Raw genomic sequence first — 22,945 nt, forward strand, 5'->3', positions numbered from 1 at the left:
TAGCCGCCCCTAACCCACGACTCCCGCGCTCGCCAGTACGGCCAGCGTCAGCACGTCGGGTGCCAGCGAGGTCATCGGGGCGATCTGCACCGGCTTTTCCGAACCGATCATCAGCGGGCCGATGGTGGTATCGCCGGACAGTTCGCGCAGCAGCTTGGCCGAAAGGTTGGCGGACTGCAGGCCGGGCATGATCAGCACGTTGGCGGGGCCGGACAAGCGACTGAAGGGATAGAGCGCCATGACCTTGGCGTTGAGCGCGGCATCCGGTGCCATCTCGCCTTCGTATTCGAAGTTCACCGTCGCGTCGGCGTCGAGAATGGCCACGGCATCGCGGATATTGCTCAGCCACTGGCCCGGCGGGTTACCGAAGGTGGAATAGGACAGGAAGGCGACGCGCGGTTCGTGACCCATGCGCCGGGCAACGGCGGCGCTTTCCTTGGCGATGTGCGCCAGTTGCTCGGAACTCGGCCGCTCGTTGATGACCGTATCGGCAAGGAAGGTGGTGTGGTTCTTGCCAATCACCATGTGCATGCCGAACGGGGTGTGCCCCGGCTTGTGATCGAGCACGCGGCCGATCTCGCGCGCGGTCTGGCTGAAGGTCCGGGTAAGGCCGGTAATCATGCCGTCGCCTTCGCCCAAGGCCACCAGCAGGGCGGCAAAGACGTTGCGTTCCTGGTTGACCATGCGGCGCACGTCGCGCTCGGTATGGCCGCGCCGCTGGAGCCGCTTGTAGAGGTACTCCACCATCGGCTCGATCTTCTCGTAGGTATTCGAGTTGGCGATCTCGAAGCTGTCGGGATCGTCCACCGACAGTTCCACCAGCTTCTCGCGCACCTTCTCCGTGCGGCCGACAAGGATCGGCGTGCCATAGCCGAAATCGCGGAACTGGATGGCGGCGCGCAGCGCCACTTCCTCTTCCGCTTCGGCGAAGACCATGCGCTTGGGATTGGCCTTGGCGTCCTCGTAAACGCGGGTGAGCACCGAAGTCGTGGGGTTGAGGCGCGCTTTCAGCTTGTGGCGGTATTCGTCGAAATCCTCAATCGGCGACTGGGCCACGCCCGAATCCATCGCCGCCTTGGCCACGGCGGAAGAGACCACTTCCATCAGCCGCGGATCGAAGGGGGCGGGGATGATGTATTCGACGCCGAACTGGTGGTTCTTGCCGTAGGCGGCAGCCACTTCCTCGGGCACGCGTTCGCGGGCGAGCTCGGCAATGGCGCGGGCGGCAGCGACCTTCATTTCCTCGTTGATCGCGGTGGCCCGCACGTCGAGCGCGCCGCGGAAGATGAAGGGGAAACCGAGCACGTTGTTGACCTGGTTGGGGAAGTCGCTGCGCCCGGTCGCCACGATGGCATCGGGACGCACGGCCTTGGCCTCGTCAGGCATGATTTCCGGCGTCGGGTTGGCCATGGCGAAGATGATCGGCTGGTCCGCCATTTCGGCCACCCATTCGGGCTTGAGCGCACCGGCGGCCGACAGGCCGAGGAAGATGTCCGCGCCTTTCAGCGCCTCTTCCAGCGTGCGGTGTTCGGTCGGCACCGCGTGGGCGCTCTTCCACTGGTCGACGCCCTCGCGGCCCGGATAAATCGGTCCCTTGCGGTCGCAGACGATGACGTTCTCGTGCTTGACGCCCATGGCCTTGATCAGCGCGGTGCAGGCAAGTGCGGCAGCGCCGGCACCGTTCACCACCACCTTCACATCGGCAATGTCGCGCTTGGTCAGGTGACAGGCGTTGAGCAAGCCGGCGGCGGTGATGATCGCCGTGCCGTGCTGGTCATCGTGCATGACCGGAATGTTCATCCGTTCGCGCAGGGCCTGCTCGATGATGAAGCAAGCGGGAGCGCCGATGTCTTCCAGGTTGATGCCGCCGAAGGTCGGCTCCATCAGCGCGACCGCCTCGATGAACTTTTCCGGGTCTTCGGTGTCGAGCTCGATATCGATGGAATCGACGTCGGCGAAGCGCTTGAACAGCACGGCCTTGCCTTCCATCACCGGCTTCGATGCCAGCGCGCCGAGGTTGCCCATGCCAAGAATCGCCGTGCCGTTGGAAATCACCGCCACCAGGTTGGCCTTGGCCGTATATCGGGCCGCGTTGGCAGGATCGTCGGCAATGGCTTGCACCGGAACAGCGACGCCGGGTGAATAGGCCAGACTCAGGTCGCGCTGGGTGGTCATCGGCTTGGAGGCGATGATCTCGATCTTACCCGGCCGGATAGCCTCGTGGTAGAACAGCGCCTCGCGCTCGGTGAAACTGGAATTCTTCTCTTCGGCCACGCGTGATCCCCTTCTGCTGCGCGGACCATAGAGCGGGTTTTCCTGCTGCGATAGGGGAAAGCGGCTCGCCCGCCCTTCCCGAATCGGCGCGCACGAGGCTAGTCCCGCTCTCTCCATGGCCGGCACTGCAACTCCCATGATGGCGCAATATTTCGACCTCAAGTCGGAGGCCGGCGATTGCCTGCTGTTCTACCGCATGGGCGACTTCTTCGAGCTGTTCTTCGACGACGCGAAAACAGCTGCGGGCGTGCTCGATATCGCGCTGACCACGCGCGGCGAACACGGCGGAGAACCGGTGCCCATGTGCGGTGTGCCGGTGCACGCGGCGGAAGGATACCTCGCGCGGCTGATCAAGGCGGGCTGCCGGGTGGCGATTGCCGAGCAGGTGGAAACGCCCGACGAAGCCAAGGAACGCGCCAGGCGCGAAGGTTCTCCGGTGTCGAAGGCGCTGGTGAAGCGCGATATCGTGCGGTTTGTCACCGCAGGCACGCTGACCGAGGAAGCCCTGCTGGAACCGCGCCGCGCCAACGTCCTGGCTGCCGTCTGCGACGTGCGTGACACTTGCGGCGTGGCGGCATGCGACATCTCGACCGGGGCGATGACGCTGGAAGAATGCCCGCCCGAACGCTTGCCCGCTGTGCTGGCCCGGATCGGGGCGAGCGAAGTGGTGGTGCCCGAAGGCTGGAGCGAAGCGCAGCCGGATGCGGTGGTGCGTCCGCGTGGCGACTTTGCCAGCGATGCTGGCGAGGCCCGGCTGAAGAGGGTCCACGGCGTGGCGACGCTCGACGGCTTCGGCCAATTCAGCCGCGCCATGCTCGCCGCAGCAGGCGGGCTGGTGGCCTATCTCGAACATGCCGGACGCGGCTCCTTGCCGCTGCTGCTGCCGCCGCAGGCCCGCGCCAGCGGCGAACACATGGCCATGGACGAGGCAACGCGCGCCAGCCTGGAAATCCTTTCCAGCCAGCAAGGCACGCGCACCGGCAGCCTGATCGCTGCCATCGACCGCTGCGTGACGGGTGCAGGAGCACGGCAGTTAGCCGAAGACCTCGCCGCCCCGCTGGCAGACCGTGCTGCGATCGAGGAACGACTGGCGCTGGTCAGCTTCATTCTTGCCGATCCCTTGCTGCGGGCAGACCTGCGCGGACTGCTGCGAAGCCTGCCCGACATTGGCCGTGCGCTGGGCCGCATCGTCGCCGGTCGCGGCAGCCCGCGTGATCTGGGGCAAGTGCGCGACGGCCTCAACGAAGCGCGCCGCATCCATGGAGTGCTGCAAGGCCAGCCAGACCGGCCTGCCCTGCTCGACGCCCTGTTGCCGCACCTCACCGGACACGGCGAACTGACCGACCTGCTGAGCCGCGCGCTGGTGCCCTCCCCGCCGACCGAGCGGCAGAACGGCGGCTATATCGCCGAGGGCTACGACGCAGCGCTGGATGACCTGCGCGACACCTCCGGCAATGCCCGCCGCGCGATTGCCGCGCTGGAGGCGCGCTACCGCGAGGAGACGGGCACCCCCTCGCTCAAGATCAAGCACAATGGCGTGCTCGGCTATTTCATCGAAGTGCCGAGCAAGCACGCCGACAAGCTGATGGCGCAGGATTCCGGCTTCACCCATCGCCAGACAATGGCCAACGCCGCGCGCTTCAACTCGCTGCACCTGCACGAGGAAGCCAACCGCATCGCCGAGGCGGGCGGGCACGCGCTGGCAGCAGAAGAAGCGCATTTCGAGGAGTTCGTAGAGAGGGTTTCGGCGCGGCGCGAGGCGATTGCAGCGACCGCGGCGGCGTTGGCGCGGCTCGACGTCGCGGCGGGCCAGGCCGAGCGCGCGAGCGACGGCGAATGGTGCCGCCCTAACGTCACCGACGAACCCGTGCTCGCCATCGAAGGCGGGCGGCATCCGGTAGTCGAAGCGGCGCTGGCCGCGCAGGGCGAGCGGTTCGTCGCCAACGACTGCGCGCTGTCACAGCGCGACCGCCTGTGGCTGGTCGGCGGCCCCAACATGGGCGGCAAGTCGACCTTCCTGCGCCAGAACGCGCTGATCGTGCTGCTGGCACAGGCGGGCGGCTATGTCCCCGCCCGCGCCGCGAACATCGGCCTGGTCGACCAGCTGTTCAGCCGCGTCGGCGCGTCGGACAACCTTGCCCGCGGACGCTCCACCTTCATGGTCGAGATGGTGGAGACCGCAGCAATCCTGTCGCAGGCGGGCGAGCGCAGCTTCGTCATCCTCGACGAAGTCGGACGCGGCACCTCCACCTACGACGGCCTCGCCTTGGCATGGGCCGTGGCCGAGGCGATCCACGAGACCAACAAGAGCCGCTGCCTGTTTGCCACGCACTATCACGAGATGGCGCGGCTGGCGGAGACCTGCGAGGCGCTGTCGCTGCACCATGTGCGGGCGAAGGAATGGAAGGGCGCCCTCGTGCTGCTGCACGAACTGGCCGAAGGCGCGGCGGACCGCTCCTACGGACTCGCCGTGGCCAAGCTGGCGGGTGTGCCCCCGCAAGTGGTCAGGCGGGCCAAGTCGGTCCTCGACAGGCTGGAGAAGGGCCGCGCTGAAACCGGCGGGCTGGCAGCGGGCCTTGGTGAGTTGCCGCTGTTTGCTGCCGTGGCGGAAGAGGCGGATGAAGACCGCGACCTGTTGCGCGAGGAACTGCAGGCCCTCGATGTCGATGCTCTGACCCCGCGCGAGGCCATGGAACTGCTCTACCAGTTGAAGCGGCAGGCCGAGGAACATTGAACCGCGCGTGGTTTGGTCGCCCGCCGAAAATCGGCTAGGTTGCGGCCATGGCGCAGGACGATCCCCCGGAAGATTGCGACAAGACGACCCACTGGGCCGAAACGCGCACGGATCTTGCCGAGGATCGTAATATCATGGCGATGGAGCGAACCTTCGCCGGGTGGATCCGAACATCATTCGCCGCGATCGGCATCGGGCTTGGCTTCCGGGCGGTGTTTGGCGATTTCGAGCCGCCGTGGCTGGCGCGCGCTATCGCGACGGTCTTTATCCTTGCCGGCGGCTGGCTTGCCTTGCTGGCGCAACACCGTGCAGTGAAGACCTATGAGCGGCTGAGCACGCACAAGATCGCCGCGCTGGGAGCGCCCAATTTCCGGCTGCTGGCGTTTTGTGTGGCAGGAGGCTCGATATTGCTGACTGCCGGTCTCTGGCTTCTCAACGATGGCACCTTGGGAGGCAACTAGCGATCAGTCGGACGGCAGGTCGACATCGGGCTTCCTCGCCTTGCCGTACTTGCCCTCGTCGTCATCGTGGTTCGGTTCACCGGCATAGGCGTCCATGTCGATACGGCCGGAACTTTCCATGTCGCGCATGTGATCGACGGTATCCTGTTTCGACATGTTGAGCAGGGTGATGCCGCCATCATCTTTTTCGCTTTCGGTCGGCATATGCGTGGTCACGGTCGTGCGGCGCGCTTCGGCCGACACGGCCTGCGCCTGCATCAGGTGCTCGTCCTGCTCGTCGTTGTGGGTCTCCGGGGCGAGGTTCACCTGACGCGCTTCGGGGCTTTCTGCCTTGGAATTGCTCATCAATAATCTCCTTTGCCTCACCAACGGGCGAGCAAGGAGGCTTGTTCCGAGGCCTAGCGGTTGGCGCCCGGCGTCCAGAGGACATCGTCCTTGCCGCCATCATTGGCGACGCGGGCGGCGGTGAAGAGGTAGTCTGACAAGCGATTGATGAAGGCGAGCGCGGCCGGGTTGACGGCGTCCTTTTCGGCAATGGCGGTCATGGACCGTTCGGCACGGCGGGCGACTGTGCGGGCCACGTGCAGCCGCGCGGCCAGCTCGCTGCCGCCGGGAAGGACGAAACTGGTCAGCGGCTCGAGTGCGGTGTTGAGCGCGTCGATCCGCGCCTCAATCCAGCTGGCCTGCGCCGGCACGATCCGCAGCACCATTTCGGACGGCTCGAAATCGTCGCCGGGCTTGGCGAGGTCAGCGCCGAGATCGAACAGGTCGTTCTGCAGCCGCACAAGGTCGGCGCGCAGGTCGCCCTCGGCAATCACGGCAGCTATGCCGATGGCAGCATTGGCTTCATCGACATCGCCGACAGCCTGCATCCGCGCCGCGTGCTTGGGCAGCCGCGAGCCGTCGACGAGTCCCGTGGTCCCGTCGTCACCCGTCCGCGTGTAGATCTTGTTGAGCTTTACCATGCCAGCACTCCGTCATCCCGGACTTGAACCGGGATCTGTCTCAGTCACGCCGGACCTAGCGGATGGAGGTCCCGGATCAAGTCCGGGACGACGCGCCCAGACTACCTATTGATCAGGAGCAGCACGGCCACGACGGCAATCGCCAGGGCTTGGTACTTGATGCGCGAGAACATGGCGCGGTTCTGGGCCTCCATCAGCGCCTTGGAGTTTTCTCCGCCGCTTTCCAGGTCGATCTTGGTCGTCTGCAGGAAGGCGACAATGCCGCGCACCAGCGAGACAGCTGCCATGATGGCAAAGATGATGAGCAGGATGGTGAGGAATGTATTCATGATCCACCATGTGGGAAGCGTGAGCGGGTAATGCCACACGGCATTTGGCCCATGCGCAGCCTTTCGGCAAGCGCGCGTCCATCTTCTCCCGCCTCGCGCATCTCGGCAAGGCCCCAGCCGCGCTCGCCAGACTGGCGGCTCTTGGCCAGTTTCTTGCCGTCTGCGCCCAGCAGCAGACCGTGGTGGTGCCAACGGGGAACCGGCAAGCCGAGCAGTTCCTGCAGCAGCCGGTGGACATGGGTGGCGATGAACAGGTCTTCCCCGCGAGTCACCAGCGTCACGCCGTCGGCCGCATCGTCCAGCGTGGCGGCGAGGTGATAGCTGGCGGGCGCATCCTTGCGCACCAGCACCACGTCACCCAGCTGGCAAGGGACGGCATCGATGGTGCCGGCGTTCTCGTCTTCCCAGAACAGGTCGCCGGCGCCCTCGAGCGCCGCCTCGCAGTCCAGCCGCAACGCTGCAGGACGGGAGGGATCGAAGTTCTCGCCCTTGCAGGTGCCGGGATAGATCGCGCCCTCGAGACCGATCTCTGGCTCCAGCGCGGCGATCTCCGCCCGTGTGCAAGTGCAGCGGTAGAGCAGGCCCATGTCCTGCAGGCGCTGCGCTGCTGCCTCGTAGCTGCCCAGACGGGTGGATTGCGCCGGCACTTCCTCCCATTCCAGCCCCAGCCATGCGAGGTCGCGGCGGAAGTCGTCCGCCAGTTCTGGGCGCGAGCGGGCGCCGTCGATATCCTCGATCCGCAGCAGGAAACGCCCGCCTGCCTTGCGCGCCAGATCATGCGCGACAATGGCCGACCAGGCATGTCCGAGGTGCAACGGACCATTGGGACTGGGGGCGAAACGGGTGACGATCATGGCTGGCAAGGCTCATGCCACAGCCCTGCCCGTGTGAATATCCCTGTGGATAGCCTGTCTGTAACAGACTTGACGCTTTTCCCTGCAAGTGCACATTCCAGATCAATCAGGGAGGGCACCAGACCGTGTTCAAAGCCGAACTGATCGAACGGGCCGCGAGATTTCGCAGCGCAGATGACGATCCCGTGCGCAGCTTGGAAAGCTGTCCCGCGCTGGTGCTCAACGCGGATTACACGCCGCTGTCCTACTACCCGCTCAGCCTGTGGCCGTGGCAGACGGCGATCAAGGCGATTTTCCTTGAGCGCGTTGATATCGTGGCAAGCTATGACCGCGCGGTGCATTCGCAATCGCTCGACATGCAGGTGCCCAGCGTCATCGCCCTGCGGCAATATGTGAAGCCGAGCCAGTTTCCCGCCTTCACCCGCTTCAACCTGTTCCTGCGCGACAAGTTCTCCTGCCAGTATTGTGGCAGCCAGCAGCACCTCACCTACGATCACGTGATCCCGCGCCGACTGGGCGGCAAGACGACGTGGGAGAACATCGCCACGGCCTGCGCGCCATGCAACATGAAGAAGGGTGGGCGCACGCCGAAGCAGGCGAACATGCACCTGCATGTCGAGCCGATCCGTCCGACTTCATGGCAGCTCCAACAGCAGGGCAAGGCCTTCCCGCCGAACTACCTCCACGAGACCTGGCGCGACTGGCTCTACTGGGACATCGAGCTGGAGGAGTGAGGCGGCAGTGCAGAACCGCGCTTGCGCCATGCCGCCACGCAGATCACGATCCCGCCAATGCAGCCGACCAGGTAACTGGCGCTGTGTGCGAACAAGGCCCCGGCAAAGCGCGCCTGCCGGTCGGGCGCGATCATTTCGGCCCACATACCGATTGGCGGCTCGCTGGCGATTGCCAAAGCCACTCCGACAAGACCAGCTAACACCGCGGTAATGGCAGAGACCAGCATCAGCCTTACGATACTGCGACGCACATCGGCCAGCGCCAGAACAGGCCGACTGCCCGCGCGGCTGGCCAAGGCAAGCGCTACGCCGAGAATCAGTCCCACCCACCATGTCGTCGCCACGCCCCAGCCAAGCGCAAGGAGCACAGGGTTCTCTGTCGAGATTAGCGGAGGGTGTGCCACGGTGAAGTATTCAAGGCTGAGGTGTGCGGTCACCATGTCGTGCGCTACGCCGTAGAGCACAGCGGTCAGCATGCTGAAACCAACGATCTTGAGTGTCTCGATCAAGTCACCGCCGCCCGCGCCGCGTACTCCGGCCTGCGCCATTCCCCGCTGTCGAGAATATCGCGCAATTCGCTCACCACGCGCCAGCAGTCGGCGAAGCGGACATAGGCGGGGGCGAAGCCGAGGCGTAGCAGGTCCGGCGCGCGGAAGTCGCCGATGACCTTGCGGGCTATCAGCGCCTGGCACAGTTCGTAGGCGTGGTCGTGCCGGTAGGAAAGCTGGCTGCCGCGCGCCGCCGGGTCTTCGGGCGAGACGCAGGGCAGCTCGGGCACGACCTCGGCCATGGCCGCGCGGGTGAATTCGGACAGTGCGCGCGACTTGGTGACCAGCGCGTCCACGCCGATGGCGGCGATCAGGTCCACGCCCACCTCCAGCGCGCTCATCGAGACGATCGGCGGGGTGCCGGCCAGCATCTTTTCGATACCCGGTGCTGGCTCGTAGTGGTCGACGAAGGTGAAGGGCGATTTGTGGCCCATCCACCCGCTGAGCGGTTGCTGCAGCACCTCCTGGTGGCGGAAGGCGGCATAGGCGAAGGCCGGCGCGCCGGGGCCGCCATTGAGGTACTTGTAGCCGCAGCCCACGGCGAAGTCGGCGCCCGCTTCCTCGAGGTCGACATGCACCGCGCCGGTCGAGTGCGACAGGTCCCACAGCACCAGCGCGCCAGCTTCGTGGGCGGCTTCGGTCAGGCGCTGCATGTCGAACACCTCGCCGGTCTTGTAGTGCACGTGGGTGAGCAGCAGCAGCGCGACGTCGTCGTCCAACGCGTCCTCGATCTCGGCGCGATCGGCCAGCCGCTGTTCGGCGAGGCCCTGCTGCACGAGGCCGTCGATCATGTAGAGGTCAGTTGGAAAATTGCCCGGCTCGGACAGTACCACCTTGCGCCCCGGCCGCATGGCGAGCGCGGCGCTGATCAGCTTGAACAGGTTAACCGAGACGCTGTCGCAGGCGATCACCTCTTCGGGCCGCGCGCCGATCAGCGGGGCAATCTTGGCGCCGATCCGGCCCGGCAGGTCGATCCAGCCGGCAGCGTTCCAGCTGGTGACAAGCCCCTCGCCCCATTCGCGGCGGATGACATCCTCGATCCGTGCCGACGTCGCCCTGGGCAGCGCGCCGAGCGAATTGCCGTCGAGGTAGGCCACTGATTCGTCGAGCAGAAACTCGTTCCGCCACTTCGCCAGCGAATCAGCGGCATCGAGCCTTGCGGCTTCGGCAGCCCAGTCCGTCACAGCTCGGTCCTCACCGCCAGCAGTTCGGGGAAGAAGCCCAGCTTGAGCACGCTTTCGAGGTAAGGCACGCCAGCCGTGCCGCCGGTGCCGGTCTTGAAGCCGATGATGCGCTCGACGGTCTTGAGGTGGCCGAACCGCCAGCGCTGGAAGTGGTATTCGAGGTCAACCAGCTTCTCCGCCAGCTCGTAGAGGTCCCAATGGGTCTTGGGGTCGCGGTAGACCTGCGCCCATGCTTCGGTGACTTCGGGAATGGCCTTGTGCGGTCCCTTGAACTCGCCTTCGACCACGCCATCGGGGATCGCGAGTCCGCGCTTGCGCAACAACCGCAGGACTTCGCCGTAAAGGCTGGGCCGCGCCAGCTCCGCGCGCAGCCGCTCGGCCACTTCAGGCGTGGCCTCGTGCATGGTCACCATGTCCGGATTGCGGCCGCCGAGGATGAACTCCATCAGGCGGTACTGCGCCGACTGGAAGCCGCTCGACGAGCCGAGGTGCGGGCGGATCAGCGAGTACTCGTGCGGGGTCATTGTCGCCAACACATCCCAGCTGGAAATCAGCTGCCGCTGCGCCTGCGCCACCCGGCTGAGCATCTTGAAGGCGGGACCAAGGTCGTCGGCAATCACCAGCTCGCGCGCTGCTTCCAGCTCGTGCAGGCACAGCTTGAGCCACAGCTCGCTCGCCTGGTGGACGATGATGAAGAGAAACTCGTCGTGCGCGTCCGAGGCAGGGTGCTGCGCTGCCAGGATGCGCTCGAGGTCGAGGTAGGAGGAATAGGTTACGTCGCGCGCCATGGCCCGGTCCTAGGCCAGACTGGTCGCGATGGAAACTATTTGCAGCGAACTAACCCTCGATCACGCGGCTATCCGGGTGGTGCTTGTCGAGGTGCCGCTTCACGATCCGCAGGTTGCGGGTGTTGGAGCGGAACAGGAAGTCGAACAGGTCCCCCACCACCGGCACGGCACCCACCGCGCTGTCGAAGGCGACATTGCCCGCCATGCGCAGCAGTTTCCACTTGGGCAGGCCGAGATTGCGCGCTTCCCAGACGATATAGGCACCCAGGCCCATGGCCACGATGTCACCCACCACCGGCACCAGGCCGACAATGGCATCGAGACCGACAGGACGGTTGATCCCCGGAATCACGAAGCTGCGTTCGAGCAATTGCTCCATCGCCTCGATCCGGCGGCGGATCGAAACCGGGTCCCTGCCGAGCGGCAAGTCGGCGGTCATCGGGCGTGGACGCTGGACGTCTTCAGTCATGAAAGCGGGTCTCCTTGCCCGTTATCTGGGTATTTCGGCCATCTCCGGCAAGGGATGGAAGCCATAGACGTTGGCTTCGAAGCCATTGACTCCGCCGCGCACCAGTGACCAGCGGAGCGGCGAACCTATTGGAATGTAGACATTTGCCAGCGTCAGATCGGCCTCTGCCTGGGCCAGGCGGCGCGCCCGCAAGGCAGGGTCGCGCTCGGCCATGGCCAGTTCCACCTCGGCATCGACACCTTCGTCGCACAGGCCCTGCTCCAGCGAGCAGTTGAACTGGTTGAGAAACCAGCGCGGGGCCGGATAGCGCGCCACGCGGTCGACCAGCACGAGGTCCGCCTCGCGCGCGTCGGCCACCCGCTGCAGGCGAATGCCCACGCTGGCCAGCTGCTGCGCCAGGTCCTCGTAGAAGCGGCTCCAGCCCGGCCCCGATTCGAGCGCGATGGTTACCACTGCGGGCTGTGACAGATCGCCCTCGTCGAACTGCTCGCGCCAGGCGGCGATGCGCGCGGTGGCCTCGGCCCGCAGGTCGGCAATCGGTTCGTCCACCCAGCGTTCGCGCACCAGTCCGGGTTCACCGGGCAAGCCGGGAGATACCGGGCGCGTCGTGGGCACCCAGCCGCCGATATTGTAGCGTTCCAGCAAGGCCTGCCGGTCAATCGCCATGGCCAGTCCTTCGCGCACGCCGTCGTTGCTCAGCAGGCCCTCTTCGCTGCGCACCTGCAAGCCGAAAAGGCCGAAAGTCGTGTCGATCTGCAAGGTTCCCGAAGACAGCGGCCCGGTCTCCACCAGCGGCAGGTCACCGAGCGTGCCGCCGAGCACCAGCTGCACGTCGCCATCATCAAACATGGCGATGGCATCGGCAGCCGTGCGCAGGTGCAGCCGCAGCAAGCGCACGTCATCCTGCCAGTCTTCTCTATCCGGCAACCCGCGCGCCAGCGGTGGTTTCAGTTCCAGCGTGATATCGCCTTCCTCCCGGCGGACCAACGACATGGGTCCGGTCTCGCCGCCAGGCTGGCGAAGCGCCAGCTCGGGCTGGGCCAGCAACTGCAGCAGGTAAGGTTCAGGGGTGGATAGCCGGATCTCGATAACGCGTCCGGCCATGGCCCGCACATCCTCGACCAGCGCAAGGTCGTGGCCGAGCGAGGTGCCTTCGAGCCCCTCCAGCGCGTCCTCCAGCGCCTCGCGCACGCTTGCCGCCGTCATCGGCTCGCCATCGGGCCAGGTCGTTTCGCGCAGGCGGAAAATGTAGCTCAGTCCGTCATCGGTCGGCAGCCAGGTTTCGGCAATGGCGGGCACGACTTCGCCTTGCGCATTCAGGGTGACCAGCCCGGTCTGCGTCGCACCGCGCACGTGCTGGGCCGGCCCGGAAAGCCGCAGGCCGCTGGTGAGGACGGCGTCCTCGTCGCCGATCAGGGCAATATCCAGTTCGCCTTCATCGCTCGAACCGCAAGCGGTGAGGCCAGCGAGCAGCGCAAGGCAAAGCGGGAGGATCGAAAGCTTCATCGCCCGCCCGAATAGGGCGAGGCGTCGGCCGCATCAACTACGCAGGTCGATCAGATCTTGCGCAGCTTCCGGTCGGGATCGTTGCTGGCCGGATCGTGCGGCACGGTGGAGCCCGTAACCGGCGCGCGGGCCAGGCGCGGGTCGATCTCGTCGACAAAGGCGATGCCGAAGCGGTTGCCCTGCTTCCAGGCGACCGTACCTTCGACCCAGCCGATATTGCGCAGTTCGATCTCGACCAGCGCGCCGCGCAGCACCTGCACGTCGCCGTCAGCCATCATCCCGCCTGAAGAAAGGTTGCGTACCTTGACCCGGTAAACCGGGTCCTGCCCGTCAACGCGCAGCTGCGCGAGCAGGAACAGGCTGTCGCGATCGACCTGGCGTGTTTCGACATTGCTCATCGGGCCGTTCATTTTCCTGCTACCGTAACCGGTTGGAGCGGGCACCATGCCCGCGTTTCACGTGCCCCAGCAAGATGCCGCCAGAATGGCTAATCATGCGTTAAGAGATCGGGCTCGTGGACCGGACTGTCCCATTTCGGGTCAGTCGTCGCGGGAGATCTTCTCGCGGCGTTCGTGCGCCTGCTGGGCTTCCACCGTCATGGTGGCAATTGGGCGGGCGGTCAGGCGGTTGAGCCCGATCGGATCGCCCGTGACTTCGCACCAGCCATATTCGCCCTGGTCGATACGGCGCATGGCAGCATCGATCTTGGAGATCAGCTTGCGCTGGCGGTCACGCGTGCGCAGTTCGATACCCCAGTCGGTCTCGCTGGAAGCCCGGTCATTGAGGTCGGGTTCGCGGATCGGGCCGTCCTGCAGGCTCTGTAACGTGTTTTCGGACGCAGCGACGATGGACTTCTTCCATTCCAGCAGCAGCACGCGGAAATAGTTCAGCTGCTTTTCGGACATGTACTCTTCGTCTTCGCTCGGCGTGTAGTCCGCCGACAGGGCCCGCTTGGCCTTGGCCAGGATGTCGATGTCGTCATGCGTGGCAGCTGCCATTCAATTGCTCCGAATCCCAAATGAAGGGCCTCTCCTACAACAACCGCCGACTGTCCCGCTCTTGCTGGGATCTATTCGCGCGGCTGCCGAAGCCGTGATCGGGCGGGCCTATAGGGCGAGGGCATTCCAGGCACAAGCGGCAATCTAAATTGCCCTGCCGGATTCAGCGCTCAGGCAGAATTTCCCCGCCGCGTTAACCAATTCTTGACCACGTTCGTCAAAACATCGGCTCGTCCACGATGCTGGACCCGGGCAATTGGGGTCCCGGTCAACACACTAGGGGGATTACGAAAATGGAACTCGCCAAGATTGAGACTTTCGCCAAGGTGCAGCCCGCCGACGTTTCGGGGGCGGACATGCTGGTGGCGCGCTGCCTTTCCGCTGCTGCGGACGGTGACACCAATGCCTACTACGACCTCGGCGTTGCCTATTCGACCGGCAGCCACGGCGTGGACTGCGACCTGATCGAAGCGCACAAGTGGTTCAACCTTGCCGCCTCGCATGGTCATGAAGCAGCTGCCTGGTGCCGCGCTGACGTGTCCGACGAGATGACGGCAATCGAAATCGCCGATGCCCAGCGCCGTGCCCGCGAATGGCTGCGCCAGTCGGACGTCTGCGTCGCGTAACTACGCTTTCCGGAAGGGCGTGCGGTCCGCCAGGTAATCCTGGTCGACAGCAATCCCTTGCCGCTCGCGTTCGAGGAAATCCGCGACGGCTGCGCGGAACCCCGGATCAGCGATGTAATGCATGGAGACGGTAGCGACCGGTTCGTACCCCCGCGCCAGCTTGTGTCCGCCTTGTGCGCCCGCCTCTACCCGCTTCAGTCCCCGTTCGATCGCCGCATCGATGGCGCGGTAATAACAAAGTTCGAAATGCAGGAAGCGGCGTTCCGAAAGGCACCCCCAATAGCGTCCGTAAAGCGCCTCTCCGCCGATGAAATTGAGCGCGCCTGCGATCGGCAAGCCATGCTCATAGGCAAGCAATAACAGCAGCTTGTCTCCCATGCGCTGGCCCATCAGGTCGAAAGCCTCGCGGGTCAGGTATGGTGTGCCCCACTTCCGTGCGCCGGTATCCTGGTAGAACAGCCAGAAGGCGTCCCAATGCTCCGCACGGATGTCGTCGCCGGACAGCGCCTTGATCTCCAGGCCTTCGCAAGCCGCGCGGCGTTCCTTGCGCAGGTCCTTGCGCTTGCGGCTGGTCAGTTCGCCGAGGAAGTCGTCGAAACTGGCATAGTCGCGATTGAGCCAGTGGAACTGGATATCCTCACGCCGCAGCCAGCCAGCCGCCTCGAACAGGTCCTGCTGTACCGACTCGACAAAGGTCGCGTGGGCGCTCGACCAACCGTTCTGCGCGACCAGCTGCTCGGCGGCGCGGAGCAAAGGGAAGGCGTAGCGTTCGTCCTCCACCAGCAAGCGCGGGCCGGTGGCTGGTGTGAAAGGCACGGAGACCTGCAGCTTGGGATAGTATTCGCCGCCCGCCCGCTCATAGGCATCGGCCCAGCCATGGTCGAACACGTATTCGCCCTGGCTATGGCCCTTCAGGTAACTCGGCAGCGCGCCCACCAGCTTGCCCTCTTCGCTTTCGAGCAGGAGCGGTGCAGGCAGCCAGCCGGAGCCGGGGCCGACGCTGCCCGAATCTTCCAGGAGCGACAGGAAGGCATGGCTGGTGAAGGGATTGTCGCTGCCCGCCAGCCGGTCCCAGGTGACCGCATCGACGCTGCCGACTGAGGAAGCAATCCGGGCGGTGAGCGCAGGTTCGGCCATCGGGGCCAATCTAGGAGACCGCCTCCCAAGCCGCTACCCCTGCGGCTTCGAGGATCGGCACGGCGCCTGCTTCCTGCGCGGTCTTGGCCTGCTCGGCATTGCGCACGGTCCAGGTAAACAGCGGTTTGCCCTGGGCCAGGGCCTTGGCGGAGATCTTGCTGGGCAAGTCGCGGATATCGAGCGCGAGGAAGTCAGCGGCGGTCTTGCTGACAGCGCGCCGCAGCGCCATCGATGACAGGAAAGTGCGGGCGTTCTGCTCCGTCACCACAAGTCCGCATGGCAGGTCCGCCTCGCGCGCGGCAAACCACTGGGGCACGCGCAGATCGAAGCTCATCACGCCGACCGGACCATCATAGCCTTCGAGGTCACGCCGCACCGCGCGGCACAAGGCCTCGACCGGCCTGACACCGTCGATCTTGATCTCCAGCAACAGCGGCACCTGTCCGGCGACCGTGTCGAGCACGTCGCGCAGGGTCGGGATGGTCTCTTCACTGCCAGTCAGGGTGATGGAGGTGAGGTCGCCTACCGAGCGCTGGCCCAATGCGCCGCTGCGACCGGTAAGCCGTTCCAGGTCCTTGTCATGGAACACGATTGCGCGGCCATCACTGCTCTTGCGCACGTCGCATTCGATGCCCAGGCCCCTGGCCATGGCCGCGCGAAAGGCGGCCACGGAGTTTTCCGGCACCTCGGCGTCGTGCAGGCCGCGATGGGCATAGGCATAGGCTGCCAGTGCCTGAAGCTTGTCAGCCTTGGACATGGATCAGTCAGCCGAAAGCGCGATTACCGCGTCGACCTCGACTGCGGCTCCGACTGGCAGGCTCGGCACGCCCACGGCGGCGCGCGCGTGGCGGCCGGCATCGCCGAAGACCTCGGCCATCAGGTCCGACGCGCCGTTCGCCACCTTGTGCTGGTCCGTGAAGTCAGGGGTAGAGGCGACGAAGCCGCCCAGCTTTACCACCCGCTCCACCTTGTCGAGCGAGCCAATGGCCGCCTTTAGCTGCGCCAGGATCATCAGGCCGCAAGCACGCGCCGCGACAATGGCCTGGTCCAGTTCGACATCCTTGCCGAGCGTACCCGTCACCAGTTCGCCGTCGACAAAGGGAAGCTGCCCCGAAACGAAGGCAAGGTCGCCGTGCACCATGACCGGCACGTAGCTGGCCAATGGGGGCGACACGTCAGGCAGGACAATGCCGAGTTCTTGCAGCCGCGCTTCGTAGGACATTATTGGTCTCCGTGGAGGGTTTCGAGCAGCCATGGCAGGGCATCGGCCCAATTGTCTATCCGGGCGTGGGCATGGCCTGCCTCATGGGCGCAGGGCACGTGCGGCGCAATGGCCGGTTCGCCGCAGAAGTGCAAACGATGGACTTGCGGGACGTGTTCCAATGCGGATTCGTGATGCTTGGCGATGTCATCGATGAAGACCGCGCGACTGGCGTCATGCTCCTCGACGATCCGCTGCAAGGCCCCGCCCTTGGGGCCAAGGTTGGTGAAGACCGGAAGGTCGATCCCGATCGCCTGCAATTGCTTGCGGCGCGCCTCGTTGCGCTCGTGGTTGAGGTTGGTGAGCACCACCACGTCTGCCTCGCGCTGCAAATCGGCAATGGCGGCCACCGATCCGGCGATCGGTTCCTGCGCATGCATCTGCGTGTCGAAGAACCCGCCCAGCAGGTCCCAGACCTCAGCCTCGCTCAGGCTTTCCTCGCTGTCACGACGGCGCATCGACTGGATGAAGGGATTGCCTTCCAGCTCGAAGGCGATGTCGTGCTCGCTATCCAGCCAGTCGCGGAAATGCCGCACCATGTGCAGCAGGACTTCATCGCAATCGGTAACGACAAGCGGACGGTTCATGCGTGCAGTCTCCTTTGGGCGGCGACCAGCCGATCCGGTTCAATGCCAAGCGCTTCGGCGGCCCCCAGCAGGTCGGGCTCGTGCTGGGCGAGGAAATCAAGCACCGCGCGGTGGGTCGATGTGTCGCCAATCGCCTCGCGCAGGCCGTCGGGTGTCAGGCCTGTCAGGTCAAGGAAGCGCTGTGCGCGCCTGTCATCCGCCAGCACCCAGCCCAGCGCCTGCAAAGCATAGGCCGAAGCCGAAGTAACCGAATCTTCATCTGCGTTTAGAATTGTCACTTATCCACAAGCAGGGTAATGGACAGACTTCCATTGGGATGGAAGCGTTGGGGGCTCCATGACGAAGCGCATCCTCGTTGTCGAGGACAACGATCTGAACAGGAAACTTTTCTGCGACGTATTGCAGGCGGGCGGCTTTGCCGTCGAGCCATGCGCAGACGGCAACCTTGCCATCGAGCGGGCTCGCGCCTTCACGCCCAATCTCGTCGTCATGGATATCCAGCTGCAGGAAGTATCCGGGCTGGACCTGATCTCGACGATGAAAGGCGATGCAGACCTGTCGACCGTGCCGGTCCTCGCCGTTACCGCCTATGCCGGCAAAGGCGACGAGCAGCGCATCCGCGAGTCGGGCGCCGAAGGCTACCTGTCCAAGCCGGTGAGCATCGGTCCCTTCATGGCCGCCGTAAGAGGCCTGATGGAACGCGAGGCAGCCTGACGCCGCCGGTCAGGAATAGATCATCGAATATTCGATGGCCACGGCAACCAGCGTCAACATCATTCCATAGACAAACAGCCGGTAGGCGTAAGACAGGTAGCGATACTTTCGCCGCTGCAGCACCAGGCCGTTCTGATACAGGTCGCGCAGCATCATGCGGAACATGGCCTCTTCGTCTTCCAGGTGATCGAGGAAGTCATCCGCCCATTCGTCTTCATTGCGAAAGGCGAAGTGCCCGAAAAACAGCGGGTTCTGCTGCTTGTTCGGAACCTGCGGTGGCTTGAGGATCGACGGCATGACGGCCCAGGCGGCGGACAGCGAAGAGAGGAAGGCAAAGACCGCCAGCACACCAAGCGAATAGGGCATCGAGCCTTCCAGCGCGCGACCCACGGAGATCGAGAAGACCACGAAGGTCGCACCCATCAGGATCGAGGCCTTCTGGTCTGCCATTGACGACAACGACAGCGTATTTGACTGTACCGTACGCAGCATCTGCACCGCGTTCGTGGCAAACTTGCGCGGCTCACCCGATTTTGTTTCGTTCATGCTGCCCCCCTGACATTCTGGTCAACCTTGCCAGAGTTCGATCAAGCTTGCCAATCGCCAATCCGCTTGACAAGCACCATGGTCAGCCGCTTTGCCGACGCAACAAGATGGCAGGCCTGCGCCCGCCACAGGTACAAACAGGAAATACTATGGACCGCGACGCCGTCGATACCAAGATCCGTTCGATCATCGAGGAGTTCAACAAGAAGGGTGTCGAGATCACCGATTCCACCACTTTCGCCGGGGACCTCGAGTTTGACAGCCTGACAGTGATGGACTTTGTCGCCGCCATCGAAGACGAGTTCGACATCATCATCTCGATGAACCAGCAGGCCGAGATCGAGAACTACGGCCAACTCGTCGATGCTGTCGCCGCACAGACTGCGGGCTGACATCAAGATGAGCGAAGGCATCTCGCAACCGGACAGGCCGCAGACCATGGCTGGCGAATCCAGGGATCTGTTCTCCAAGTTCGACGAAACCATCGCAATGCGCGAAGGCCTGCTCGCCAGCGGAATGGAAGATCCGTTCAGCCTGGTGATGGAAAAGGTACTTTCGCCGACCCGTGCAATCTGCAACGGGCGCGACACGATCCTGCTTGGCACCTACAACTACATGGGCATGACCTTCGACCCGGACGTGATCCAGGCGGGCAAGGACGCGCTCGACAACTTCGGTTCAGGTACGACCGGCAGCCGCGTGCTGAACGGTACGTACCAGGGCCACAAGGAGTGCGAGGAAGCGCTCAAGGAATTTTACGCCATGGATCATGCCATGGTGTTCTCGACCGGATACCAGGCAAACCTCGGCATCATCTCCACCATCGCCGGCAAGGGTGACTACGTGGTGCTCGATATCGACAGCCATGCCTCGATCTGGGATGGCTGCGCCATGGGCAAGGCCGAGATCGTGCCCTTCAAGCACAACGATATCGAAGCGATGGAAAAGCGCCTCAAGCGCATTCCCGAAGGCGCGGGCGTGCTGGTGGTGCTGGAAGGCGTCTACTCGATGCTGGGCGACATTGCCCCGCTGAAGGAAATGGTCGCGGTCGCCAAGAAGCACGGCGCCATGGTGCTGGTAGACGAGGCGCATTCGATGGGTTTCATCGGTGATAACGGGCGCGGCGTCTGCGAGCAGGCCGGGTGTATCGACGATGTCGACTTCATCATCGGCACCTTCTCCAAGAGCGTCGGCACGGTGGGCGGCTTCTGCGTGTCCAACCATCCCAAGTTCGAGATCATGCGGCTGGTGTGCCGTCCTTACGTCTTCACCGCCTCGCTGCCGCCCAGCGTGGTGGCGACGGCCGCAACCTCGATCCGCAAGCTGATGCACGGCTCCAACAAGCGCGCGCACCTGTGGGAGAATTCCAAGCGCCTGCATGCTGGCCTGACCGAGCTCGGCTTCCAGCTGGGCACCGACCAGCCAGAAAGCGCCATCGTCGCGGTGATCATGCCGGACCTGGAGCGCGGTGCGGCCATGTGGGGAGCGCTGCTGAAGGAAGGCCTCTACGTGAACCTCGCGCGTCCGCCGGCAACGCCTGCCAACATGACGCTGCTGCGCTGCTCGCTTTGCGCCGAGCACAGCTCCGAGGAGGTGGAGACCATCCTCGGTATGTTCGAACGCGCCGGCAAGGCTGTGGGGATTATCTAGGCCCTAGCCTGGAAAGTTCGCGCGCGTCCGGTTGGCCAGGGCGACCAGCGACAGCATCACCGGCACCTCGACCAGCACGCCTACCACCGTGGCGAGCGCCGCGCCGCTCGTCAGGCCGAACAGGCCGATAGCGACTGCTACCGCCAGCTCGAAAAAGTTGGAGGTGCCGATGAGCGCACATGGGGCGGCGATGGTGTGCGGAATGCGCCACGCCCAGGCTGCGGCATAGGCGACAGCGAAGATGCCGTAGGACTGGATGATGATGGGGATCGCGATCAGCACGATCAGCACCGGCTGTGAAACGATGGTCTCAGCCTGGAAGGCAAACAGCAGGACCACGGTGGCGAGCAGGCCGAGGATCGAGAACGGCTTGAGCCGCGAGGTGAAGCTGTCGACCGCTTGATCGTCTCCGGCGGCGCGCGCGATGATCGAGCGGCGGGTCAGCCAGCCTGCCAGCAGCGGAAAGGCGACGTAGAGCACGACCGACAGAAGCAGTGTGTCCCACGGCACGATAATGTCGGTGACGCCGAGCAAGAAGACCACGATGGGGGCGAAGGCCACGATCATGATCAGGTCGTTCACCGACACTTGCACCAGCGTGTAGGCCGGATCGCCCTTGGTCAGTTGCGACCATACGAAGACCATCGCCGTGCAGGGCGCGGCGCCCAGCAGGATCAGGCCGGCAATGTATTGCTGTGCGTCAGCCTCTCCGATCAGATTCGCATAGAGATGGTCGAAGAACAGCACGGCCAAGGCCGCCATGGTGAACGGCTTTACCAGCCAGTTCACCACCAGCGTGATGATCAGTCCCTTGGGCTTGGTGCCGATGTCGCGGATGCTGGTGAAGTCGACCGCCACCATCATCGGATAGATCATTGCCCAGATGAGCACCGCCACCACCAGGTTGACCGACGCATATTCCAGCCCGGCCAGCGCGGTGGCCACGCCCGGAGCGACAAGCCCCAGGGTGACCCCGGCCGCAATCGCAAGGCCAACCCAGATCGAGAGGAAACGTTCGAACGAAGCCATCAGGTGATCCCTTGTACAGCCCAGCCGATGGCTAGGTCAGCCGCAGCACGCACCGGTCGCGGCGGAGGCGGGGACCAGCGGCGCGGGATTACCATAGGTGGTTGCCTCGCCGTGGGTATGGAATACTTCCCACTTCACGCCGTCGGGATCGGCAGTCCAGCTCTTCTCGCTGCGGGAGTAGCAGCAGGTTGTCTGGCCTTCTTCGAGCACGGGCTGTTCGGCGCGCTGCAACCGGCCATAAATCTCGCGCAGTTCGTCGGTGTCCTCAGCCTGCAGGCCGAGGTGGGCAATCCCGCTGTGGTCGTGACCCTGCGAGATGGCAAAGTTCAGCCGCGGATCGTCGAGCAGCCACTTGGCGTAGTCCGGCTTGCGAACCACGGGAGCAGCAGAGAACAGCTCGGAATAGAAGGCGATCGAGGTGTCGAGGTCACGGACCCCCAGGTGGACGTGCATGCGTTTCATCGACTGTTCTCCTTGGCGGAATCTTTGGACGCCATGCAGGTGGCGCCGGCACAACAGTTTTCGGTGAGGAAGCCGAGCAGGCTCTCCATCGCGGCATAGTCGGCGCTGTAGATCAGCGAACGCCCATCGCGCCGCTGGCTGACAATCCCCGCCTGCTGCAATTGCGCAAGGTGGAACGACAGCGACGAATTCGGCAAGCCCAGTTGGCGGGCAATATCGCCCGCGGCCACACCTTGCGGCCCCGCCTGCACCAGCAAGCGGAACACCGAAAGGCGGTGATCGTGGGCGAGCGCCCCGAGGGCGGCGATAGCGTCATCCTGCTTCATTTCGACTATTATCGAAATGATTGCACGCCAATGCAAGCCTTATTTCGAGAATAGTCGAATTAAAGGTCGTCGAGCGAGGTCACCGCGGCGCAAGAGCCGGTATCCGCCTCGCCGCTTTCGTCGTGCGCCAGCTGGGTAATCGCCAGGAAACCGCCCACCACCAGCACCACGAAGGCCGAGGTCACCATCACCAGGTACTTGTCGATAAAGGCCTTGATCGGCGCGCCGAACAGGCGGAACAGCACGCCCACCACCATGAAGATGAGCCCGCGCCCGGCAATCGCCGCCAGCAGGAAGGTGACGAGGTGCATCTCCACGAACCCGGCGGTGATGGTCATCAGCTTGAACGGGATCGGCGTACCGGCAGCGAGGAACACCGCGGCCGCGCCCTGTTCGCGGATGTAGCAAGCCGCCTGCGGGAAGCTGTCGGAAAGCCCCAGCGCGCCGATCATCGCCTCGCCCACGGCTTCGTAGAGGAAGTACCCGATCAGGTAACCGAACAGCCCGCCGAGCACGGAGAAGGCGGTGCAGACGAGGGCGAACCGGATCGCCTTCCTCGGCTCTGCCAGGCACATCAGGCCCAGCAGCGGGTGCGGCGGGATGGGGAAGAAGCTCGATTCGACAAAGGCGAAGAAGGCCAGCCACCACTCCGCCTTGGGATGCGCGGCCTTGGCCATCGTCCAGTCGTACAATCCGCGAAGCATGGGAAATCCTGTGCCGTTTCCCGCCGATTAGGGGAGGCCGCCGCAAGGGGCAAGTCCTA

The 22,945-nt window shown here is 64.5% G+C and carries 29 protein-coding genes; 7 read left to right on the forward strand and 22 right to left on the reverse strand.

Features of this window, described 5'->3' with window-relative positions; genetic code table 11:
- Nucleotides 1-9: 9 nt before the first annotated feature.
- A complete protein-coding gene (locus tag AAEO60_RS13260; protein ID WP_341674186.1) occupies nucleotides 10-2,274 on the reverse strand; it encodes an NADP-dependent malic enzyme in 2,265 nt (754 codons plus the stop codon).
- Between the two features lie 115 nt (nucleotides 2,275-2,389).
- On the opposite strand from AAEO60_RS13260, the gene mutS reads away from it, so the two are divergent.
- Nucleotides 2,390-5,008, forward strand: a complete 2,619-nt coding sequence (gene mutS / locus AAEO60_RS13265; protein ID WP_481125112.1) for a DNA mismatch repair protein MutS — start codon at nucleotides 2,390-2,392, stop codon at nucleotides 5,006-5,008.
- A 47-nt stretch (nucleotides 5,009-5,055) separates the two neighbouring features.
- Nucleotides 5,056-5,469, forward strand: coding sequence for a YidH family protein (locus tag AAEO60_RS13270; protein WP_341674188.1), 414 nt, complete (start codon nucleotides 5,056-5,058; stop codon nucleotides 5,467-5,469).
- Nucleotides 5,470-5,472: 3 nt separating this feature from the next.
- On the opposite strand, the gene AAEO60_RS13275 is transcribed toward AAEO60_RS13270, so the two are convergent.
- From AAEO60_RS13275 to gluQRS, 4 genes are all read right to left on the reverse strand, one after another.
- Nucleotides 5,473-5,814, reverse strand: coding sequence for a hypothetical protein (locus AAEO60_RS13275; protein WP_341674189.1), 342 nt, complete (start codon nucleotides 5,812-5,814; stop codon nucleotides 5,473-5,475).
- A 53-nt stretch (nucleotides 5,815-5,867) separates the two neighbouring features.
- Nucleotides 5,868-6,434, reverse strand: a complete 567-nt coding sequence (locus AAEO60_RS13280) for a cob(I)yrinic acid a,c-diamide adenosyltransferase (RefSeq protein ID WP_341674190.1) — start codon at nucleotides 6,432-6,434, stop codon at nucleotides 5,868-5,870.
- Between the two features lie 101 nt (nucleotides 6,435-6,535).
- The gene (locus AAEO60_RS13285) at nucleotides 6,536-6,763 is read right to left on the reverse strand and encodes a hypothetical protein (RefSeq protein ID WP_341674191.1); all 228 of its coding nucleotides are present in this window, start codon (nucleotides 6,761-6,763) and stop codon (nucleotides 6,536-6,538) included.
- Entirely contained in the window at nucleotides 6,760-7,617 is an 858-nt protein-coding gene (gene gluQRS, locus AAEO60_RS13290; protein ID WP_341674192.1) for a tRNA glutamyl-Q(34) synthetase GluQRS, read from the reverse strand. Before gluQRS ends, AAEO60_RS13285 begins: the two co-directional genes overlap by 4 nt.
- A 143-nt stretch (nucleotides 7,618-7,760) precedes the next feature.
- Between gluQRS and AAEO60_RS13295 the strand changes: the two genes are divergently transcribed.
- A complete protein-coding gene (locus AAEO60_RS13295; RefSeq protein WP_341674693.1) occupies nucleotides 7,761-8,351 on the forward strand; it encodes an HNH endonuclease in 591 nt (196 codons plus the stop codon).
- On the opposite strand, the gene AAEO60_RS13300 is transcribed toward AAEO60_RS13295, so the two are convergent.
- The 7 genes from AAEO60_RS13300 to dksA form a co-directional block, all read right to left on the reverse strand.
- Entirely contained in the window at nucleotides 8,324-8,899 is a 576-nt protein-coding gene (locus tag AAEO60_RS13300; protein ID WP_341674193.1) for a hypothetical protein, read from the reverse strand. The genes AAEO60_RS13295 and AAEO60_RS13300 overlap by 28 nt on opposite strands.
- On the reverse strand, nucleotides 8,857-10,083 hold the full coding sequence (gene kynU, locus AAEO60_RS13305) for a kynureninase (protein WP_341674194.1): 1,227 nt from the start codon (nucleotides 10,081-10,083) through the stop codon (nucleotides 8,857-8,859). The genes AAEO60_RS13300 and kynU overlap by 43 nt, the downstream gene beginning before the upstream one ends.
- Entirely contained in the window at nucleotides 10,080-10,871 is a 792-nt protein-coding gene (locus tag AAEO60_RS13310) for a tryptophan 2,3-dioxygenase (RefSeq protein ID WP_341674195.1), read from the reverse strand. The genes kynU and AAEO60_RS13310 overlap by 4 nt, the downstream gene beginning before the upstream one ends.
- Nucleotides 10,872-10,920: 49 nt before the next feature.
- Nucleotides 10,921-11,340, reverse strand: a complete 420-nt coding sequence (locus AAEO60_RS13315; protein WP_341674196.1) for a DUF4112 domain-containing protein — start codon at nucleotides 11,338-11,340, stop codon at nucleotides 10,921-10,923.
- Nucleotides 11,341-11,361: 21 nt separating this feature from the next.
- Complete coding sequence (locus AAEO60_RS13320; RefSeq protein WP_341674197.1) at nucleotides 11,362-12,846, reverse strand: ABC transporter substrate-binding protein; 1,485 nt, start codon at nucleotides 12,844-12,846, stop codon at nucleotides 11,362-11,364.
- 50 nt (nucleotides 12,847-12,896) lie between these two features.
- A complete protein-coding gene (locus tag AAEO60_RS13325; protein WP_341674198.1) occupies nucleotides 12,897-13,244 on the reverse strand; it encodes a PilZ domain-containing protein in 348 nt (115 codons plus the stop codon).
- A 141-nt stretch (nucleotides 13,245-13,385) separates the two neighbouring features.
- Nucleotides 13,386-13,844 carry an RNA polymerase-binding protein DksA gene (gene dksA, locus AAEO60_RS13330; protein ID WP_341674199.1) on the reverse strand — a complete coding sequence of 153 codons (459 nt, stop codon included), beginning with the start codon at nucleotides 13,842-13,844 and terminating at the stop codon, nucleotides 13,386-13,388.
- A gap of 293 nt (nucleotides 13,845-14,137) precedes the next feature.
- Here dksA and AAEO60_RS13335 point away from each other — a divergent pair, with 293 nt between their 5' ends.
- A complete protein-coding gene (locus AAEO60_RS13335; protein ID WP_341674200.1) occupies nucleotides 14,138-14,470 on the forward strand; it encodes an SEL1-like repeat protein in 333 nt (110 codons plus the stop codon).
- Here the strand turns inward: AAEO60_RS13335 and AAEO60_RS13340 are convergent, their stop codons facing one another.
- From AAEO60_RS13340 to AAEO60_RS13360, 5 genes are read right to left on the reverse strand one after another with little or no spacing between them, the layout of a single operon-like run.
- Nucleotides 14,471-15,607 carry a GNAT family N-acetyltransferase gene (locus AAEO60_RS13340; protein ID WP_341674201.1) on the reverse strand — a complete coding sequence of 379 codons (1,137 nt, stop codon included), beginning with the start codon at nucleotides 15,605-15,607 and terminating at the stop codon, nucleotides 14,471-14,473.
- Nucleotides 15,608-15,617: 10 nt separating this feature from the next.
- Nucleotides 15,618-16,364: a glycerophosphodiester phosphodiesterase family protein gene (locus tag AAEO60_RS13345; protein ID WP_341674203.1), complete on the reverse strand. Its 747-nt coding sequence runs from the start codon at nucleotides 16,362-16,364 to the stop codon at nucleotides 15,618-15,620.
- Between the two features lie 3 nt (nucleotides 16,365-16,367).
- Nucleotides 16,368-16,829, reverse strand: coding sequence for a RidA family protein (locus tag AAEO60_RS13350; RefSeq protein WP_341674204.1), 462 nt, complete (start codon nucleotides 16,827-16,829; stop codon nucleotides 16,368-16,370).
- Nucleotides 16,829-17,455 carry an HAD family hydrolase gene (locus AAEO60_RS13355; RefSeq protein ID WP_341674205.1) on the reverse strand — a complete coding sequence of 209 codons (627 nt, stop codon included), beginning with the start codon at nucleotides 17,453-17,455 and terminating at the stop codon, nucleotides 16,829-16,831. The genes AAEO60_RS13350 and AAEO60_RS13355 overlap by 1 nt, the downstream gene beginning before the upstream one ends.
- Nucleotides 17,452-17,733, reverse strand: coding sequence for a DUF3572 domain-containing protein (locus tag AAEO60_RS13360; RefSeq protein WP_341674206.1), 282 nt, complete (start codon nucleotides 17,731-17,733; stop codon nucleotides 17,452-17,454). Before AAEO60_RS13360 ends, AAEO60_RS13355 begins: the two co-directional genes overlap by 4 nt.
- A gap of 58 nt (nucleotides 17,734-17,791) precedes the next feature.
- On the opposite strand from AAEO60_RS13360, the gene AAEO60_RS13365 reads away from it, so the two are divergent.
- On the forward strand, nucleotides 17,792-18,169 hold the full coding sequence (locus AAEO60_RS13365; protein ID WP_341674207.1) for a response regulator: 378 nt from the start codon (nucleotides 17,792-17,794) through the stop codon (nucleotides 18,167-18,169).
- A 9-nt stretch (nucleotides 18,170-18,178) separates the two neighbouring features.
- Here AAEO60_RS13365 and AAEO60_RS13370 read toward each other — a convergent pair whose 3' ends face one another.
- A complete protein-coding gene (locus tag AAEO60_RS13370) occupies nucleotides 18,179-18,715 on the reverse strand; it encodes a Pycsar system effector family protein (RefSeq protein ID WP_341674208.1) in 537 nt (178 codons plus the stop codon).
- A 149-nt stretch (nucleotides 18,716-18,864) separates the two neighbouring features.
- Between AAEO60_RS13370 and AAEO60_RS13375 the strand changes: the two genes are divergently transcribed.
- The gene (locus tag AAEO60_RS13375; RefSeq protein ID WP_341674209.1) at nucleotides 18,865-19,107 is read left to right on the forward strand and encodes an acyl carrier protein; all 243 of its coding nucleotides are present in this window, start codon (nucleotides 18,865-18,867) and stop codon (nucleotides 19,105-19,107) included.
- A gap of 7 nt (nucleotides 19,108-19,114) precedes the next feature.
- Nucleotides 19,115-20,365, forward strand: coding sequence for a serine palmitoyltransferase (gene spt, locus AAEO60_RS13380; RefSeq protein ID WP_341674210.1), 1,251 nt, complete (start codon nucleotides 19,115-19,117; stop codon nucleotides 20,363-20,365).
- 3 nt (nucleotides 20,366-20,368) lie between these two features.
- Here spt and arsB read toward each other — a convergent pair whose 3' ends face one another.
- Genes arsB through AAEO60_RS13400 form a run of 4 tightly spaced genes read right to left on the reverse strand, consistent with a single transcriptional unit; the run spans nucleotide 20,369 to nucleotide 22,886 of the window.
- Complete coding sequence (gene arsB / locus AAEO60_RS13385; protein WP_341674211.1) at nucleotides 20,369-21,394, reverse strand: ACR3 family arsenite efflux transporter; 1,026 nt, start codon at nucleotides 21,392-21,394, stop codon at nucleotides 20,369-20,371.
- 36 nt (nucleotides 21,395-21,430) lie between these two features.
- Nucleotides 21,431-21,856, reverse strand: coding sequence for an ArsI/CadI family heavy metal resistance metalloenzyme (locus tag AAEO60_RS13390; protein ID WP_341674212.1), 426 nt, complete (start codon nucleotides 21,854-21,856; stop codon nucleotides 21,431-21,433).
- A complete protein-coding gene (locus AAEO60_RS13395) occupies nucleotides 21,853-22,182 on the reverse strand; it encodes an ArsR/SmtB family transcription factor (RefSeq protein ID WP_341674213.1) in 330 nt (109 codons plus the stop codon). Before AAEO60_RS13395 ends, AAEO60_RS13390 begins: the two co-directional genes overlap by 4 nt.
- Nucleotides 22,183-22,241: 59 nt before the next feature.
- Nucleotides 22,242-22,886: a YqaA family protein gene (locus AAEO60_RS13400; RefSeq protein WP_341674214.1), complete on the reverse strand. Its 645-nt coding sequence runs from the start codon at nucleotides 22,884-22,886 to the stop codon at nucleotides 22,242-22,244.
- Between the last annotated feature and the right edge of the window lie 59 nt (nucleotides 22,887-22,945).

The sequence above is a fragment of the Aurantiacibacter gilvus genome (genome assembly GCF_038289935.1).
Lineage (GTDB): Bacteria > Pseudomonadota > Alphaproteobacteria > Sphingomonadales > Sphingomonadaceae > Alteraurantiacibacter > Alteraurantiacibacter gilvus.

Bases quoted from the DNA above. Each gene is read 5' to 3' on its own strand.
- mutS (WP_481125112.1), top strand. From the start codon at position 2,390: ATGGCCGGCACTGCAACTCCCATGATGGCGCAATATTTCGACCTCAAG.
- AAEO60_RS13270 (WP_341674188.1), top strand. From the start codon at position 5,056: ATGGCGCAGGACGATCCCCCGGAAGATTGCGACAAGACGACCCACTGG.
- AAEO60_RS13275 (WP_341674189.1), bottom strand. From the start codon at position 5,814: ATGAGCAATTCCAAGGCAGAAAGCCCCGAAGCGCGTCAGGTGAACCTC.
- AAEO60_RS13280 (WP_341674190.1), bottom strand. From the start codon at position 6,434: ATGGTAAAGCTCAACAAGATCTACACGCGGACGGGTGACGACGGGACC.
- AAEO60_RS13285 (WP_341674191.1), bottom strand. From the start codon at position 6,763: ATGAATACATTCCTCACCATCCTGCTCATCATCTTTGCCATCATGGCA.
- gluQRS (WP_341674192.1), bottom strand. From the start codon at position 7,617: ATGATCGTCACCCGTTTCGCCCCCAGTCCCAATGGTCCGTTGCACCTC.
- AAEO60_RS13300 (WP_341674193.1), bottom strand. From the start codon at position 8,899: ATGGCGCAGGCCGGAGTACGCGGCGCGGGCGGCGGTGACTTGATCGAG.
- AAEO60_RS13310 (WP_341674195.1), bottom strand. From the start codon at position 10,871: ATGGCGCGCGACGTAACCTATTCCTCCTACCTCGACCTCGAGCGCATC.
- AAEO60_RS13315 (WP_341674196.1), bottom strand. From the start codon at position 11,340: ATGACTGAAGACGTCCAGCGTCCACGCCCGATGACCGCCGACTTGCCG.
- AAEO60_RS13320 (WP_341674197.1), bottom strand. From the start codon at position 12,846: ATGAAGCTTTCGATCCTCCCGCTTTGCCTTGCGCTGCTCGCTGGCCTC.
- AAEO60_RS13325 (WP_341674198.1), bottom strand. From the start codon at position 13,244: ATGAGCAATGTCGAAACACGCCAGGTCGATCGCGACAGCCTGTTCCTG.
- dksA (WP_341674199.1), bottom strand. From the start codon at position 13,844: ATGGCAGCTGCCACGCATGACGACATCGACATCCTGGCCAAGGCCAAG.
- AAEO60_RS13335 (WP_341674200.1), top strand. From the start codon at position 14,138: ATGGAACTCGCCAAGATTGAGACTTTCGCCAAGGTGCAGCCCGCCGAC.
- AAEO60_RS13340 (WP_341674201.1), bottom strand. From the start codon at position 15,607: ATGGCCGAACCTGCGCTCACCGCCCGGATTGCTTCCTCAGTCGGCAGC.
- AAEO60_RS13345 (WP_341674203.1), bottom strand. From the start codon at position 16,364: ATGTCCAAGGCTGACAAGCTTCAGGCACTGGCAGCCTATGCCTATGCC.
- AAEO60_RS13350 (WP_341674204.1), bottom strand. From the start codon at position 16,829: ATGTCCTACGAAGCGCGGCTGCAAGAACTCGGCATTGTCCTGCCTGAC.
- AAEO60_RS13355 (WP_341674205.1), bottom strand. From the start codon at position 17,455: ATGAACCGTCCGCTTGTCGTTACCGATTGCGATGAAGTCCTGCTGCAC.
- AAEO60_RS13365 (WP_341674207.1), top strand. From the start codon at position 17,792: ATGACGAAGCGCATCCTCGTTGTCGAGGACAACGATCTGAACAGGAAA.
- AAEO60_RS13370 (WP_341674208.1), bottom strand. From the start codon at position 18,715: ATGAACGAAACAAAATCGGGTGAGCCGCGCAAGTTTGCCACGAACGCG.
- AAEO60_RS13375 (WP_341674209.1), top strand. From the start codon at position 18,865: ATGGACCGCGACGCCGTCGATACCAAGATCCGTTCGATCATCGAGGAG.
- spt (WP_341674210.1), top strand. From the start codon at position 19,115: ATGAGCGAAGGCATCTCGCAACCGGACAGGCCGCAGACCATGGCTGGC.
- arsB (WP_341674211.1), bottom strand. From the start codon at position 21,394: ATGGCTTCGTTCGAACGTTTCCTCTCGATCTGGGTTGGCCTTGCGATT.
- AAEO60_RS13390 (WP_341674212.1), bottom strand. From the start codon at position 21,856: ATGAAACGCATGCACGTCCACCTGGGGGTCCGTGACCTCGACACCTCG.
- AAEO60_RS13395 (WP_341674213.1), bottom strand. From the start codon at position 22,182: ATGAAGCAGGATGACGCTATCGCCGCCCTCGGGGCGCTCGCCCACGAT.
- AAEO60_RS13400 (WP_341674214.1), bottom strand. From the start codon at position 22,886: ATGCTTCGCGGATTGTACGACTGGACGATGGCCAAGGCCGCGCATCCC.